Genomic DNA, 15,522 nt, shown 5'->3' on the forward strand with positions numbered 1-15,522 from the left:
GGCGCGCCAATTCCAAACGGGCAGAGCTCAAACAGGAGCGTACCCGCCGGCAGAGCGCCAAGTCGGGCCCGAAACACGCAGAGGACTGCTGCGCATCACTCACCCATGAGCATCGGTAGTGGGTGCCTGGAAGTGCTTCCTGCCGGGTGCGTCTGCCCATAGTTTCCTAGGTTCTCACGACGATGGAAGGAATAGCCTTGATGGGCGCTATACGAAAGCTGTTTGCGATTTTCTTGGTCGGCATCGCGCTCATCGTGGCAGTGCATTTTGTCTTCAATTCCTTCTATCTAGAGGCTCTCGATACGGTCGATGTGTGGGGCATCTTGGACTGGCCGATTGCCGTCGCAATCGTGGTTGCGTTGGTCGTGCACATGCAACGGAAGCTCGCTCTGGACCGGGAGTCGGAGCAGCCCGTAGATCGCAAATACGTGGAAGTCAACGTTGCGACCTACGCAACATTCTTCCTGGCCCTTTGGTTCTTCTCGAATTGGTTCAACTTTCTGAATTTCGGAACGGAAGGCGAGTCGACCGCAAATCTGGTTGTTTGGGCGATCGTTGACGCATTGGTCGTCTTTGTCTTGGGCGCAACCGGTCTCAGTCTCTGGCGCGAAGGCGACGCCAGCTAGGCCGCAAGAGAGCGAGCGGGGCTCACGCCGCCATCCGGCAACTGTCCGCAAGCGCCAATGCATTCCAGTGTACGTCTGGAGAGAAGCAAAAAAGCATATCACCTTAACTGTTCCCTTCTCACGTTAGCAGCGCGTCTCAGCCCCTGCTTTCAAGCCTTCGGCAGCGGTAGAGGCGCGTTGCGCTTTAAGCCGCGCCTTCCACCTGGAAGAAAGATTGGGAAGCTGCGGCCATCGAGGGGGAGAAGAGTAAAACTAACTTTGACAAACGCTCGCTGCGGAGTTACGAGGAAATGGCTAATTCCGCCAACGCTGCCGAAAGCGCGATATAGACTGAAAAGCCGGTATAGCCGAGCGTCGCAGTATACGTAGATTCAGTGCGTACACGTACCGCTGTCAAGAAAATGCCCATAGCCAATAAGGCCACCGCCGGCTGCCAATAGACGCCCTGCGCTGCGAGCTGCGGCAGGGCAAAGAAGGCTGCGCAGAGCAGCCCACCTGCCCAAATGCCCAAACGGTCTACCAGAATCGGATAGCAGAACCCAAAGACGAACAGTCCGACCAAGAGTGCCGTCAACGGCACGCTCACCGCATAGAGGAGGAGATCAAGACGAGAGAGAAAACCGGCAGTTGGTTCGAGCAGCGGCAGTGGATAACCGGTCCTGCCAAGTGCGGCCCGCAACAGAAACGCCAGCAAGACGCCGAGAAGCACTACTACCGCAAGCACCCACACCGGATTCAATCGGGTAAACGCAAGTGCCTGCAACGGCGCCCCTTGGTAGCGGCTCGTTACCGTACGGAACGCAAGACCGGCAGCGATGAGAATTGGAATAAGCAACGCCGCGGCCACAAGCGCGCCGGGGGCAAACAGTGTGGCGCGCACGTTCTGCAAGCTCGCCGCGCCAATAAAGCGCAGCGGCGATAGTGCCGTGTAAAAGTCAAGCAGCACGCGGCTCAAGTGCGCCAAAACGAACCAAATCAACCACACCGTTACCACTGAGCGCAAACCCCAGGGTAGCTTCTCAGTGTCGAATTGCTGCACTCCTGCCTTCACTACGTGCTCCTTTTCACTTTGTGGCCGTTTTCCAAGGTCTTGTCCGCACCAGCGACGTTCGCCCCCGAACCGTGTCGATACGCCGTACCGGGAACGAGGCAGGCTCGCCACGAACGGAAGGGCCAGCACTCGGCACGAACGGTCCACGGCCACTGCGAACACCCGCTTACACACCGCGAATTCGGCGCTCGATCGTCGTCTGAATCATACGCGGCAGCCGCGCCACGTCAGGCACTACCACCGTCTGCAAACAGCGTAGAAAACGGTCGTCCGCCTGAATCACATAGGACTCGTTCAGCGCATTGCCGGGAACCCCGATGCCGAATACGATTATACCCAACGCGTCCCCCGAACCAACCATTCCGTTGCGCCGCTCTACCTGGAACAAGACGTCCCGCAGCTTGCGCCGATTGGATGAGATTCCATCGGTCAAGACCAGTATGGTCTTGAATCCTTTCTGCTGCTGCATATCTTGCACTGCTTGGCGCAGCGCTCCGGCGTCATCCGTCTTCTTGTGGGGCTGCTCATACATTGTGCGAAAGACGTTGCTCAGGTCCTTTGGCGTATAGGTGCGCTCGTTGGCGACTACTTGCGTCGCGAAAACGCATTCGTCAAAGGTGCGCAAACGCCAGACCTCCTCGGAAAACGCCATCATCTGAAATGGAATGCGTAGCCGCTCATGGATTTCGGCGAAAATGACAGCGGCATCTACGGTGTGGTCGAACTTGCGGGTAGAGTAGCCCTTGGCAACCATGCTGCCGCTAACGTCAATGAGGATAGTGGCGGCAAAGTCCTTCTGGTGGTCGGCGCGAGGGGCGCGCACGCCCTTGAGAAAGGCCTGCTCCGGGGCAACGACCAGGCGTTCGATGTGGTCGGAATCGATATCACCGCTATCCCCGCCGCGACGGCGGCGGGGGCGCCGCCCCGGTTCCAGGGAGCCAAAACGGCGGCGCATCATGATCTCCCGGAGTCCCTTCCGCCCGGCCTCGCCGTTGAGCGAGCGCAAGATTGCCGCCTCTAGACGCCTTACCGCCGCACGGTAGTCGAAGTTCTCGTAGTCCGTCTTGGGTGCGGCCGGCCGCTCGCCCAGGCCTTGCACAAGTGTACGTGGCAACGGATTGAGCCCGCCGGGGCGCGCTTGGAACATGCGGGGGTCGATCAATTGCGGAGGTCCCTGCGGTTGCTGCCGCTGCCGCGCAGATGTGTCGCCGTCTTGGCGGAGTTCAGCCTGCTCGTCTGGGCTGCTCTCTATTTTCGCGGGGCCGCCGTCCTCACCGGACACCGCAACCGGTTCTGAGTCAGACGGGGTACGTGTTCGATCCTGCAATTCGCTCTCATCGGGCTGTCTTTCCGTTGACTCCACGTCATCGCTACTCGCCTCGATGTTCAATTCTCCAAGACCCTCGGCGCCATCTTCCTCAGCGCCGCCCTCTTCCTCCGGGAAAGGTCGTTCCTGATCCGGCCGATCCTGCGAGAGTCGCGCGTCCTCTTCCACCAGGTCATGCAGAATTGGGAGCATCCGCCGGGCCAGGACGTCCAGCATCTGCGGGAGAGAGTCCCGGCGCAGCGCATCCCGTACACCGGGCCACAGCACGTCGACGTACCGGTTCGCCGTACTTCCTATGCGCATGGGGCGCACGCCCTCCGGCCACTCCTCCTGGAGCCAGCGCTCCAGCAGGCCTTGCTGCACCTGTTCCCTGAGGGGTGTACTGCGTCGCCTGGCGGAAGACCAGTGTGGGTTGTCGGCATAGAGCGCCCGCAAGAAGCGTGCCGAGCCGGGATGCCGTTCCAGATGCATGCGATTGACCCGCAGCTCGTTCACAAAGCGCGCGAACGGCATCACGGCAGTGAATGCCAGCGGCGCGATGCGCGCGAAGCTCTGCAGCGCCCGCTCGCCCATCACGCCGGTGTGTTGCGCTTCACCCATCTGCTGGCAAATTGCACCGACAATGCTCGTCCCGGCCCACGTATTCAGCACACGAGTCGGAAACGTCAGGGTATGCCCCCGCGCAATGTACGCCCAGTCGCTGCCGGCTACGACATTCAGGCGCGAATCGCGGAGAATGAGACGCGCCAGCGCCACGACCTCGCCCTGCGTATAGCGCGTTTCGCGTATACGCGCCTCAGCCAGTGCCGCAGAGGTTGCTGTGCCTGTGGACGCCGTACTCATTCAATCGTCACACTAAACTGCAGGAGAAGGGCTTCAAGAACACGCCGGGCCGCGGGAGTGGCTGCGGAGAGCACGCCCTCCTGAAATCGCTCCACCAGGACACCGGCATCGTCTGCGTTCCGCACCACTGCCACGAGTTCCGCCGTGCTCCAATTGCCCGCTGCGGCGACGGCGGCAATCAATTCTGGCGAAACGGCATCCTGCCAAATTGCTTCCTGTTCCAGGTCCGCGGGCACCGCGCCTGCGGCCCAGCGCCGGCACTGACCGACAAAGTCAACGACTGCACGGAGGGTTGGATCCGGCAAACCGCGTCCAACACTGCGGAGAACGGCAAGCTCTTCGCCGGAAGAGGGATACGTCAGCTCCAGAATCGCCCCAAAGCGGTTCTCCACCCCTTCATTGAGCGGCTTTACCCCCGGCCCTTCAGGTTGTCCGGTCGCTACCAGCCGAAAGCCCGGGTGCGCCGTCACTGTGCGGCCGTCCGGCAACGTAAGCCGCCGACCCTTATCGAAGAGACTATTCAGCAGGGAATGTACGTCCGAATACGCGAGATTGTAGTCATTCACCAACACGAGATAGCCCTTGATCACCGCTTCGAGAAAGGCTTGCACCGTCCATTGCGTTTCTCCCGTGCGCAAGCGGCGACTGACGAGAAGATCGTGCTTCGAAGTCTCCCCCGTAAACGTGAGCTCTACAAGCGGCAACTGGCGCTGCCGTGCCAACGTGCGGACCAATGCCGACTTGCCGCTGCCGGGCGGACCCTTGATGTAGACCGGACGGTCCAGCACGAGCGCTGCCTCGAGCAGGCGCAGCGCGGACCAGCTTGACCGTGTGACACACGGGAGCACCACGTCACCGGCTGGAATGTTGCCGATAGGCCTGGGCACCGTGATGCCGTACTGAGCTCTCAATGCCGTCTCGAGCTCCTCCAAACGCGCCACATCCGTAATCTCTAACCCACTTGCGTCCCACGCCCGCAAGCGTAATCCCAGTGCCATCGGACTCCCCGCCCAGGTGTAGAGCGGTTCCTGCAGTTGCAGTTGGGTGCCGTCCGGCAGCGTGCACTGATAGCGGGCGAGCGCCGGTTGCCTTCCCGATGAGTCGGTCTCCAGCGGCTGGTAGACCTCGTTCTCCAGCCCACCGGTCCGGCTCACAGTCTCCTCTCCCAGAGCCAACGGCAGGTGCGTCTGTGCAACACTCGCCAGCGCCACCACACTTTGCTCCGGCACCGTGATCTCAGGCAGCAGCACGCCGCTCACCCGGCGATGCGTCCTCGCCGGCCACGTAACCGCGCGTAGCACCTTCGCCACCAGCTCACCGGCCTCTATTCGCGCCTCCGGCGGCGCCAGAGTCAGGATGGCATCCATGGCAACAGCAGCCAGAGAAAACCCCGTGAGGCTACACACGCTGAGCCAGTGTACCAACGATCGGGTAGACACCCGATCGCGCATAATGCCGCCGATTTCCGGATGGCTGCGCAACTCTGCCGCCACTGCTGCCACGGCCGTACATGCCTCCATGGGCGGCATAGCCTCGACCCGCTCGAGCACCGGTACGCGCCGCAACTCGTGAAAGACCGCCTCTGCTTCTTCTTCCGGGGGCAGGAAGTCCATTGCCACGTTGCCTGTGCCGTGACCGAAGCGCCGCTCCCAGGTGACGCCAATCTCCAGCGTGCCGGTATAGTTTGGGTTTGCGGTGGCAATTACGCCGAATTGCGGGTGCACCGGCACGGTCACATTGCCCCACTCGCTGCCCGAAAGCACCACCTGGCGCGCGTCCAGTGCCTGTGTAAAAACGCTCAACAGGTCTTGGGGGATAATGTTCACTTCATTGAGCAGCAGCTTCTTGCCGGTGAGCATGGCATCAACCGCCGGACCCAGCACCGTCGCCGTGCTATGCGCCAGGCTGCCGTCCGGCGTCACAACTTCCACGGACTGATAGAAGTCGCTTAGGGCGGTATCGCCACTGAACGTGATCTCCACGCACGGTTCGCCTGCCAAGAAGCAAAAGGTCTTGGCCAGGGTCGTCTTGCCGCAGCCAGTGGGTCCGGTAAGCAGGATTGATGAGTTTGCGGCGTTGCCGCGCATCACGTGCGCCATCTGACGCAGTGTTGCCGTCATGCGCGGCGTACAGTGACGAAATACCTCGTGCTCCCGGGGAATTGCGCCGCCAAAGGTGCGCGCGCCGTCCCAGCCGTCAAACTGGCTGGGAATCTCGCTGTGGGTCGTGTCTTCACTGTGCTCTAAGTCAAGCGAGAGCGGCGGTTGTCGGCGCTGAAAGGAAACTTCTCCCAGGGCGAATGCATGTTCGTAAAGCAAGACCCCGCCGCCCAAATCATGCAGTAGCTTACCGGAGCCGGCTCTATCGCGTTGCACCGGACCTACCGCGGGCTGCTCTTGCTCCTCATGGCGACTGCCCAAGAGTCCACTCAGGATGTTCCGCATGCGACCGTACTTTCCCTTCCGTCTACTTGCGCTCGCCTGCGCGCCGTCAACGCGGGGGACAAGCAAGACCGTCATTCCACATTATAGCGTCATCACAGATGTCCTAGCGGCCTGGGCAAGGCTCGCTCCACCCGCGCCGAGCGGCAGCGTCAAGCGTATCTGCGGCGGGACGCTGGAGGAAGCTGGGAGAAAAAGAGAAGGGACGCGGTTTATCGCGTCCCTTCCCATCCCTCTTGTGCTCAAAGAGCGAAGCCAAGCCAACGAGAGGGCATGAGGGCGGCCCTCTCTTAGCGGCGCTTAGGGCGCAGTCCGCTCGCTGGCTGGCGGCAGCCTGAACTGCGCCGGCACCGGCCCCACCTTTTCAAACTCAGATGACGACGGCAAGATCTGATGCGCTATTGCCGCGCGAAAGCGCTCTACCTCACGCGTCCGCGCTGCCACATCCTTAACCTGCACGTTCCCGTAACCTTCGGCAATGATGCTATACCAGCCACTATCTGAGTTATACCATGTGGCTAGCAGGTAGGTCTTGCCAGCTTCGAGGAGTGTATCTCCTTCGAGTTCTACGTTAATACCGCCGTCGTCCGCGCCGCCCATCTGGTTCACGGTCACGGTCCCGGACAACTCGCCCTTGACGTTCTCCAGCACTTCCACGGAGAATTGCGTCCGCGGAATGGATTCATTCCCTGGCCCTGACGTCGGTATCCCTTCATTGCCCACCACTGCCACCACCCGTCCGACGAATATGTGGGTAGAGGCACCTACGACCTTGCGTATGTCCTCGTGAACGAACGACCGCGCGCCAGTAATCTGCCCGCCGGCCGCGCCGCAACCCGCGACAGCGAGAACGCAGAGGAGTGTCCCCAAGAGCAGAAGTGCCCTTCGTATAGAGGCTTTCATTGCGTCTACTCCCTTTCACGCTAAACGTAGTACCTGTTGCGGCGCGCTACGCCGCATTCTCCCCAAAAACAGCCTTTCTATGGCCACAGCGCGTGATAGTCTTCAAGGTCATGCGACTGTGGCGTGGTGTGGCCTGTTGACGCGGGATACTCATACATTATCTGGTCATCATTCGGATTATGCGCCAGCCCCAGGGCATGGCCCTGCTCGTGCACCGCCACGGCCCGCTTCTGCGCCGCCGTCTTGCTGTTCAGCTTGCACGTATTCAAGTATACCTTGTCTATGCCAAACCGATAGTATTGATAGTATCCAATCCAGGCATCTGGCTCACAGTCACTGTAGTCACGCCATTCGAGGTCTACGATGTGCCCGGCGGCTTGGGGCAGAATCGCGACTTTGCCCTCCGCGTGCCACTGGTCAATCGCCATTGACGCGCATCGTCGTACTGAGTATAGTCCAGCCAGCGGATCTCGCGTCCGTCGGGCCCATCGTCCACGGCGCTATGGCCCAGAAAATAGTGAGCAAGCAGCGGCATTGTGAGGAGAACCATACCCACCGCTACAAGCGCGGCGGTTACTCCTGTGCGTCGTACAAGCTGTCGGCTAAACATTGTACTCCTCCTTCATGCATGTACACTCGTCGCACAGCACACCGCCATCAGCCAGCGCGTGCGGCCGGCGTGGCGGCAAGAGCAAGTGAGGCAGCATCACGAAGTGAGGCAAGCGTCATCACGACTGCCAGCATGGCGCGCTGGCCTCGCCGAAACCGTTCCATCTCGCCTCTCCTTTCGCTGCCAGGAGTACGTTCTCCCACCTTAATTCCAGTGCCCCACTGCGTCTGCGATTTGTCAATACCTTTTTCTAAGAATTAAGAATAAGGTAAGAATTGCTAGGTTGTGTTGACTCTCAACACAGATACTCCCGCGAATGCGGGAATCCATCCCCTCCGCACTAACGCGCGCTGTCTCAAGCGGGGGACAAGCCCCCGCGCTACGCTTTAGATTCCTCGCTGCGCTCGGAATGACATGAAATGTCAACACTGCCTAGGCGGGGAGTAGGAGGCGCGCGGCACGCTTGGCAGCACGCGCGCCGGCCGCTCGCTTTGGTATAATGTTCGCAGCCCGTTTCCTGACCGCTCCCCCCTCCAATAATGCTCACGAAGGGATATACTAATGAAACTTGGCGCCCACGTGCGCACCACAGGCGGAATCGCCACCTCTTTTGGGCGGGCAGCAGACCTGGGGTGCGAATGCATGCAGATCTTCAGCGCAAACCCGCGCGGCTGGCAGCGCGCACTGCCCAAGGACGAGAACATCACCGCCTTCACTGCTGCCCAAGTGGAATCGCCGCTGCCTGTCTTTTGCCATACCCAATACCTCATCAATACCGGTTCGCCCAAGCCGGAGAACTACGAAAAGTCGGTAATGACGCTCACGTTCCAATTGCAAACGGGCGACCTGCTCGATGCCGCCGGCGTGGTCACCCACGTCGGCAGTCACATGGGCGACGGCCTCGAACAGGCCTTGCCTCGCATCGAAGCCGCGATTGGCGCGGCTCTGGATGCCTCCGACACCGTACCGCTCTTGCTGGAAAACAGCGCCGGATCGGGCGGCAACATAGGGTCGAGTTTTGAAGAGCTGGGCACGATTCTCCGCGCCTGCGGCAACCACGAGCGCATCGAACTCTGCGTGGATACGGCCCATGCCTTTGCCTCCGGCTACCACGTGGAGACAGCCGAGGGGTTCGACGCTATGCTTGCCGAGATCGACGAGCATTTTGGTCTCGACCGGCTTACCGCCTTTCATCTCAATGACTCCAAAGTGCCGTTCAACTCCCAAAAGGATCGCCACGAGAACATTGGCGAAGGCCACATCGGCCTGGAAGCGTTCCGCTACATCGTCAATCATGCTGCGCTCGCGGACACATGCGCCGTGCTGGAAGTGCCGGGGTTTGATGATAAGGGGCCCGACCAAGCCAACATGGACATCGTGCGGGAGCTTATGGCATGAGCCCGAAACGCGACTACCGCCTCATAGCCATCGATCTGGACGGCACCCTCATCGACGACCGGCTCACAATATCGCCGCGGGTAAAGCAGGCTCTTGCCGCCGCCCAGGCCCAGGGGATCACGGTCACGCTCGCCAGCGGACGTATGTTTAGGGCGATGGTGCCTTTTGCGCGAGAGCTCAACATTGAGGCGCCGCTCGTCTGCTACCAAGGGGGCTTGGTGCGGCATCCCGTCACGGAGGAGACGATCTTCCATCTGCCGGTCCCGGCAGCGCTGGCTCAGGAGGTTGTCACTCTGGCGCGGGCGGGCGGCATTCAAGTCAACGCCTTCATGGATGATCGTCTGCACGTGGAAAGCCTCTCGCCGGAAGCTGAGGTCTACATGCGGATTGCGCAGGTAGAGGCCACCGAGGTGCCGGATCTCTTGGACTTCCTGAATGAAAATCCTTCAACGAAGCTTGTGCTCGTGAATCTCGACGAAGACAAGACGAATAGCTTGGTCGAAGCAATGACTGCGCACTTTGGCAGCCGGTTGGGCATAACAAAGTCCCATCGCTACTATACCGAGGCAATTCATGCGGACGTTTCCAAAGGCCGCGCCCTCAAGCAACTTGCCGGCGTCATGGGACTCTCGCTGGACCAAGTAGTAGGGATCGGCGACAATCTCAACGACCTGAGTCTGGTGGAGACTGCCGGGTTCGGTGTGGCGATGGGAAATGGCGATCCCCGGGTCAAGGCCGCAGCGGACTTTGTCACCACCACCTACGAAGAGGACGGCGTCGCCGTAGCTATCGAGCAACATGTACTGCGCGCCTGATGGGAAGGAGCTTGCTCCAGGCATTAGGCCTAGGCCACAGGCGGGAATCACCGCCATGTGATAGGCTGCACTTCTAAAGAGGCGGTGACTGGACTCCTACAGAGATGCCGAAGATTCCACTGGTGACACCACCAGCATCACATGAAGAAGACATGATAGAACACGAAGAAAACTTACACCCGTCTCAGAGAGCACAGAGTCAATTGATGACGGTGGCGCAGGCCAGCGTTTGGGCCACAAGACGGACCGGGCGGGAAGTCACGCCATCGAACATTTCCTATCTCATCAAGTACGGACGTATTCCCGGGATTGAGAAGAATGGCACGCTGCTGGTCAGCGTTGGTGATTTGGAACAGTATTACCAGTCGCGCGCCGGGCACACTGAAGACTTCTACAAACGTAGGCTAGGCAAGAACCTGAATTGGCATCTCTCGTTTGAGCAATTCAAAGAGTCAGAAACTACCAAGCATGTACACCGCTTGCATCCCTACAAAGGGAAATTCATCCCACAGTTGGTGGAATACTTCCTTGACTCTCATACCGATGAATTCAAAGATGAGGCGTGCTTTCAGCCGGGCGATTTAGTTCTCGACCCGTTTTGCGGCAGCGGCACAACAATGGTACAAGCAAGCGAACTTGGTATGCATGCTGTTGGGATCGATGTATCGCTGTTTAATTCCATGATTAGCAATCTGAAATTGAGCAAGGTCGAACAGCGTGATTTGGTAACAGCAACCATGATTGTGGGCAACTGTGTCGCTTCCAACATCGATGGAAAGGATGCACGTGCGTTTGAGGAAGAGTTGCTTGCGGAACTCAAGACTTTCAATGGGCAGTTCTTTCCCGCCCCGCAATTTCGTCGTCTGGTGCGGAGCGGAGAGATCGATGAAGACCGCTACGGATCTGAAAAGGCTGCCGAGTTCCTGCCAAAGTTCAACGCACTCTTGGAAAAGCACAATGTCTGCAACGATATTGAGCCCACACCTGACGACTTCTTGAATACGTGGTTTCTCCCGCCGGTACGCAGTGAGATAGAGAGCGCCAGGAGTTACATAGACGGCTACACTGATCTCTTGCTGCGTGATGTCCTGCGTCTGATCTTGAGTCGCACGGCGCGATCGTCCCGCGCCACAACGCATTCGGACCTGGCCACGCTGCTTCGTCCCGTAACGGAGACGTACTATTGCAGCAAACACAGCAAAATATGCAAGCCGCTATTTTCTATGCTCGGTTGGTGGCGGCGCTATGCTGACGATACCGTAAAGCGGATGGGGCAATTCCAAAAACTACGCACCAATACCATGCAAGTTTGCCTGACGGGGGACTCCCGCACAATCGACATTCTTGCCACCCTTGAAGAATCGGATAGTGAGATTGCCGCCCTAGTAAGGAAGAACAAGATTCGCGGCATATTCTCAAGCCCCCCGTACGTGGGTTTGATCGACTACCATGAGCAACACGCGTACGCATACGAGTTATTTGACTTGCCGCGCAACGACGGGGCGGAAATTGGGCCGCTCAGTGCCGGACGCGGGCGACAGGCGAGAGAAGCGTACGTGGAGGGAATTGCCAGCGTATTGGTGAACTGTCAGCAATACATGGCTGAGGATTGTAATGTCTTTCTTGTAGCGAACGACAAGTTTGGACTTTACCCTCGTATCGCCGCCCTCTCCGGCATGACTATCGCGAAAGAATACAAGCGCCCGGTACTGAACCGCTCCGAAGGTGACAAAGGCGCGTATGCAGAATCAATCTTCCATATGCGGAAAGTGTAAGAATGTTCAATAATAAGCGGGTTGAAGACACCATCCAATCGGCGCTGCGAAGAAAACTGGCAAAATACAATCCCGAACCGTCTCACATGCCATTCCATACTCGTCTGCTCGGCAAGGATCGGATGGCGGTGTTTTCGTTCATCCATTCTCTGAACACCAACTTCGGAACGGCGATTTTCGAGAAAGTAGCGAAGGAGATTGCGGTTGGAGCATTTGCTGAGGTCGATTCGCAGCATAAGCTCAAAGGTGAGTTTTCATCCGGGGCGCAAGCACAGATTACGACGATCATCAATGAATTGACCGATTCCCGCCGCGAACCCAATCACGAACAGGAGATTAAGCAGATTCGCGCGAATTGCCGCTCGGGACAGCGAATTGAAAAGAAACTGCGCAATGTTGATATTTTTCTGTCTGATGGCAGGACGACATACCTGATTGATTTAAAAACCGCAAAGCCCAACGTAAGCGGATTTGAGAAGCATAAACAAGATTTGCTGGAGTGGGCGGCTGCTATCCTCTATCAAGACCCAAATGCGAACGTGCGGACCATCATAGCTTCTCCCTACAATCCCTACGCGCCAAAGCCGTACAAACGGTGGACACTGCGCGGCATGCTGGAAACCAAAAACCAGAGTCAGTTGATGGTCGGGGAAGAATTCTGGAGTTTCCTCGCGGGTGGACAGGACATCTACCAGGATTTGCTTGATTGTTTCGAGAACGTCGGTTGTCGTTCGTATGCGTGAGGAGATCGACGATTACTTCAAGAAAATTGGTGAGCGGCGCTATACGTAGTGTGGCAAGTGCGCTTACGGTAGCATGTGCATCTACCAGAAGTCATCCATATGTCATTGATCGTCTGTGTACTGAGCATGCCAAAGATTATCGCTTCGCATTCGAAGCGCTTTGCCTGAGATAGTGCGTACTTTTCTCGCCAAGAAGCCCGAAATGACGGTCAAGCAGCCAACACATGAGAACGCAAACAAGCGAACGACACAGGAACATCAGATGGCACGGGATGACAACGCGGCGGCACTATGTGTGTGAAGCACTCCCTGGCTCTTCAACCTAAGGCAAGACAAATCTTCTGCGCTTCCGATCTCGCCGCAATCCAGCGCGCCGCCACGACAATCCGCAATGGCGGCATCGTCGCCTATCCCACCGATACCGTGTATGGTCTTGGGGCCAACGTCTTTCTGCCGCAAGCGCTTGACAAGGTCATGGAGGCAAAACGGCGGCCCGACGAAAAGTCCCTGCCGGTCCTGATCGGGGACCAAGCCCACCTTGGAGAACTCGTGACAAGCATTCCACAAGACGCGAGGCGGCTCATGGATGTTTTCTGGCCGGGAGCGCTCACCATCGTCTTGACCAAGCAACCGCATCTATCGCCGCTCTTAGGGGAAGCGACGCTTGCCGTGCGCCAGCCAAATCATGCTGCGGTGCTTGCATTGCTCGCGGCGGCGGGATGTCCGCTCACAGGCACCAGCGCCAACCGGAGCGGCTGTCCGCCTGCCACCACCGCTGAAGATGCGCAAGAGCAACTGGGTGAAGGGGTAGACCTGATTCTCGACGGCGGACCTGCCACCGGCAACACGCCATCCACCGTGCTTGACTGCACGGTGCAGCCCGCTCGCATACTCCGGGAGGGCGCGGTCACGCGGAGCGCGCTCGCCGCTGTTCTAGGAGACCTTGCGCCTTAGCCCAAATCCCGGCTTCGTTCGCAAAGCTCAAGGTACCCGCCACCTGACCGAGCGGCACCCAAGTTACGGCGCTTACTTCCGGACTCTCGTCGCTCGTCTTCCCGCCGACGTATTCCATCAGATAGAAGAGCGCAGTCTTAGCAATCTGACGGCCCCGCACGCGAAAACCATAGCGAATCGTGCCGACGCGCTCCAAGATTCGCGCGTCCACGCCGGTCTCCTCCTTCACTTCTCGCAGCGCCGCGTCGCTTGACGTCTCACCGTGCTCCAAGTGGCCTTTCGGGAATATCCAGCCATCGTGCGCGCTGCTCTGGGTTACCAGCACCACCACCTGCCCGTCATCCTCTCGGAACACGATGCCGCCTGCAGAGTGCTCTTTCTGCATGCGCTTCGTCCGCTTCCGACTGCGGTGCGGCTGTCTCGGCCCGTCGGCACCTTGCTTTGTGCGGTTTCGATTCATGGCTTTTGCAGTCACCTGCTCCAGGTAACTATACTTGATGTATGTGCTCAGGCACCTGAGCGATCCATATTGCGAATATAAGTGAAATTTGGAAATAGCATACCACGTTCCCTTGGCAGGTGGAGGAATAACAATGAGTGTAACGATCGATCTCCTCGCTGAAAAGCTCGTTCAGGCGCGTCTCGCATCACGCGCGGTCGCGCAGCTTTCGACGAAGACCAAGAATACGGTGCTCCAGGCAGTAGCTGACGCCATTGAAACTGAGACGGAGCACCTTGTTAGCGAAAACAGCAGTGACGTTTCGGCCGCAACCGCATCGGGAATCGACGCTTATTCAATAGACCGTCTTACGCTTACACCGAAAGTCCTGGCAGGTATTGCCAGCGACGTGCGCAAAGTAGCCGCTCTGGAAGACCCGGTGGGTGCGGTCACTGATATGCGCACGGTCGAGAGCGGCATCACGGTAGGGCGGATACGCGTGCCGTTCGGCGTCGTCGGCGCTATCTACGAATCGCGGCCGAACGTAACGGTAGACATCGCCTGTCTCTGCTTTAAGTCCGGCAATGCCGTCGTGCTGCGCGGCGGATCAGAGGCCATTTCCTCAAACGTCGCTTTGGCTCGCGTAATCCACGACGCCGGCGTCGCTGCCGGAGCGCCCATGCATTGGGTGCAACTCATCGAAGATACAGACCGCGCCCACGTGCACCGCTTGCTGCAAGCAAAAGGCGACATCGACTTGGTGATACCCCGCGGGGGCGCCGGTCTGATCAATTTTGTCGTCGAGAATGCAACGGTGCCGGTGATCGAAACCGGAGCCGGTGTCTGCCACACGTACGTGGACGAACACGCCGACCTGGAGAAGGCACGGCGAATTGTGGTGAACGCCAAGACCCGTCGCTATTCGATTTGCAACACTCTTGACACGCTGCTCGTCCATGCGGCTATTGCGCCGCAGTTTCTCCTCACCGTTTATCCCGACCTGGCTGCAGCCGGCGTGGAGATTCACGGCTGCCCGCGAACGCAAGCAATCCTTGGCGAGTCGCCGCACGTGCTGCCGGCCATCGACGAAGACTGGGGCAAGGAGTTCCTGGCGCTTACGATGGCAGTCAAGGTGGTCGATGACTTCGATGCCGCCATGGACCACCTCCACACTTACACGTCCAGCCATTCCGAAGCGATCGTCACGCAAGACTATTCCGCGGGACAGCGTTTCATGCGCGAGATGGATGCCGCCGCCGTCTACTGGAACGCCTCAACACAGTTCACCGACGGCGCACAGTTCGGTCTCGGCGCCGAAGTGGGCATCAGCACGCAGAAGCTCCACGCTCGTGGCCCTATGGCGCTGGAAGAAATGACCACGTATAAGTGGCTCGTCTACGGAGATGGCGCCATTCGGCCACTGTAGCGAGCGGGAAGACTGCCGGGAGTTCTGGCGCCGGGATTCATCCCCTCACCCCAGGAGACCTTTTCATAACCCCACTTTCAAGCAGGGCACTCCCTCTCCTGGGGGAGAGGGTTGGGGTGAGGGGGTCTTTTTGCTACGATGGCCCTTTACGCTGGGCAGTGTCAAGACGTA

13 protein-coding genes and 1 pseudogene are annotated in these 15,522 nt (G+C 58.8%); 7 read left to right on the top strand and 7 right to left on the bottom strand.

Features of this window, described 5'->3' with window-relative positions:
• Positions 1–200 precede the first annotated feature (200 nt).
• Positions 201–626: a hypothetical protein gene (locus OXE05_01405; protein MCY4435973.1), complete on the top strand. Its 426-nt coding sequence runs from the start codon at positions 201–203 to the stop codon at positions 624–626.
• Positions 627–906: 280 nt separating this feature from the next.
• Here the strand turns inward: OXE05_01405 and OXE05_01410 are convergent, their stop codons facing one another.
• The 6 genes from OXE05_01410 to OXE05_01435 form a co-directional block, all read right to left on the bottom strand.
• A complete protein-coding gene (locus OXE05_01410) occupies positions 907–1,677 on the bottom strand; it encodes a hypothetical protein (GenBank protein ID MCY4435974.1) in 771 nt (256 codons plus the stop codon).
• A 166-nt stretch (positions 1,678–1,843) separates the two neighbouring features.
• The gene (locus OXE05_01415) at positions 1,844–3,847 is read right to left on the bottom strand and encodes a hypothetical protein (protein ID MCY4435975.1); all 2,004 of its coding nucleotides are present in this window, start codon (positions 3,845–3,847) and stop codon (positions 1,844–1,846) included.
• Positions 3,844–6,291, bottom strand: coding sequence for an AAA family ATPase (locus OXE05_01420; GenBank protein ID MCY4435976.1), 2,448 nt, complete (start codon positions 6,289–6,291; stop codon positions 3,844–3,846). The genes OXE05_01415 and OXE05_01420 overlap by 4 nt, the downstream gene beginning before the upstream one ends.
• 297 nt (positions 6,292–6,588) lie before the next feature.
• On the bottom strand, positions 6,589–7,191 hold the full coding sequence (locus OXE05_01425; protein MCY4435977.1) for a hypothetical protein: 603 nt from the start codon (positions 7,189–7,191) through the stop codon (positions 6,589–6,591).
• A gap of 77 nt (positions 7,192–7,268) precedes the next feature.
• Positions 7,269–7,619: a matrixin family metalloprotease gene (locus OXE05_01430; GenBank protein MCY4435978.1), complete on the bottom strand. Its 351-nt coding sequence runs from the start codon at positions 7,617–7,619 to the stop codon at positions 7,269–7,271.
• Positions 7,550–7,801: a hypothetical protein gene (locus OXE05_01435; GenBank protein ID MCY4435979.1), complete on the bottom strand. Its 252-nt coding sequence runs from the start codon at positions 7,799–7,801 to the stop codon at positions 7,550–7,552. The genes OXE05_01430 and OXE05_01435 overlap by 70 nt, the downstream gene beginning before the upstream one ends.
• 561 nt (positions 7,802–8,362) lie before the next feature.
• On the opposite strand from OXE05_01435, the gene OXE05_01440 reads away from it, so the two are divergent.
• From OXE05_01440 to OXE05_01460, 5 genes and pseudogenes are all read left to right on the top strand, one after another.
• Positions 8,363–9,199, top strand: coding sequence for a deoxyribonuclease IV (locus OXE05_01440; protein MCY4435980.1), 837 nt, complete (start codon positions 8,363–8,365; stop codon positions 9,197–9,199).
• Complete coding sequence (locus OXE05_01445; GenBank protein ID MCY4435981.1) at positions 9,196–10,014, top strand: Cof-type HAD-IIB family hydrolase; 819 nt, start codon at positions 9,196–9,198, stop codon at positions 10,012–10,014. The genes OXE05_01440 and OXE05_01445 overlap by 4 nt, the downstream gene beginning before the upstream one ends.
• A 206-nt stretch (positions 10,015–10,220) precedes the next feature.
• Positions 10,221–11,789: a DNA methyltransferase gene (locus tag OXE05_01450; GenBank protein ID MCY4435982.1), complete on the top strand. Its 1,569-nt coding sequence runs from the start codon at positions 10,221–10,223 to the stop codon at positions 11,787–11,789.
• A 2-nt stretch (positions 11,790–11,791) separates the two neighbouring features.
• A pseudogene (locus tag OXE05_01455) lies at positions 11,792–12,581 on the top strand (TdeIII family type II restriction endonuclease).
• Between the two features lie 242 nt (positions 12,582–12,823).
• Entirely contained in the window at positions 12,824–13,486 is a 663-nt protein-coding gene (locus OXE05_01460; GenBank protein ID MCY4435983.1) for an L-threonylcarbamoyladenylate synthase, read from the top strand.
• On the opposite strand, the gene OXE05_01465 is transcribed toward OXE05_01460, so the two are convergent.
• A complete protein-coding gene (locus tag OXE05_01465; GenBank protein MCY4435984.1) occupies positions 13,440–13,871 on the bottom strand; it encodes an NUDIX hydrolase in 432 nt (143 codons plus the stop codon). The two genes, OXE05_01460 and OXE05_01465, sit on opposite strands and share 47 nt — an antisense overlap.
• Before the next feature lie 208 nt (positions 13,872–14,079).
• Here OXE05_01465 and OXE05_01470 point away from each other — a divergent pair, with 208 nt between their 5' ends.
• The gene (locus OXE05_01470) at positions 14,080–15,351 is read left to right on the top strand and encodes a glutamate-5-semialdehyde dehydrogenase (GenBank protein ID MCY4435985.1); all 1,272 of its coding nucleotides are present in this window, start codon (positions 14,080–14,082) and stop codon (positions 15,349–15,351) included.
• The last annotated feature ends 171 nt before the right edge of the window (positions 15,352–15,522 follow it).

Source organism: Chloroflexota bacterium, assembly GCA_026710945.1.
Classification (GTDB): domain Bacteria; phylum Chloroflexota; class UBA11872; order VXOZ01; family VXOZ01; genus VXOZ01.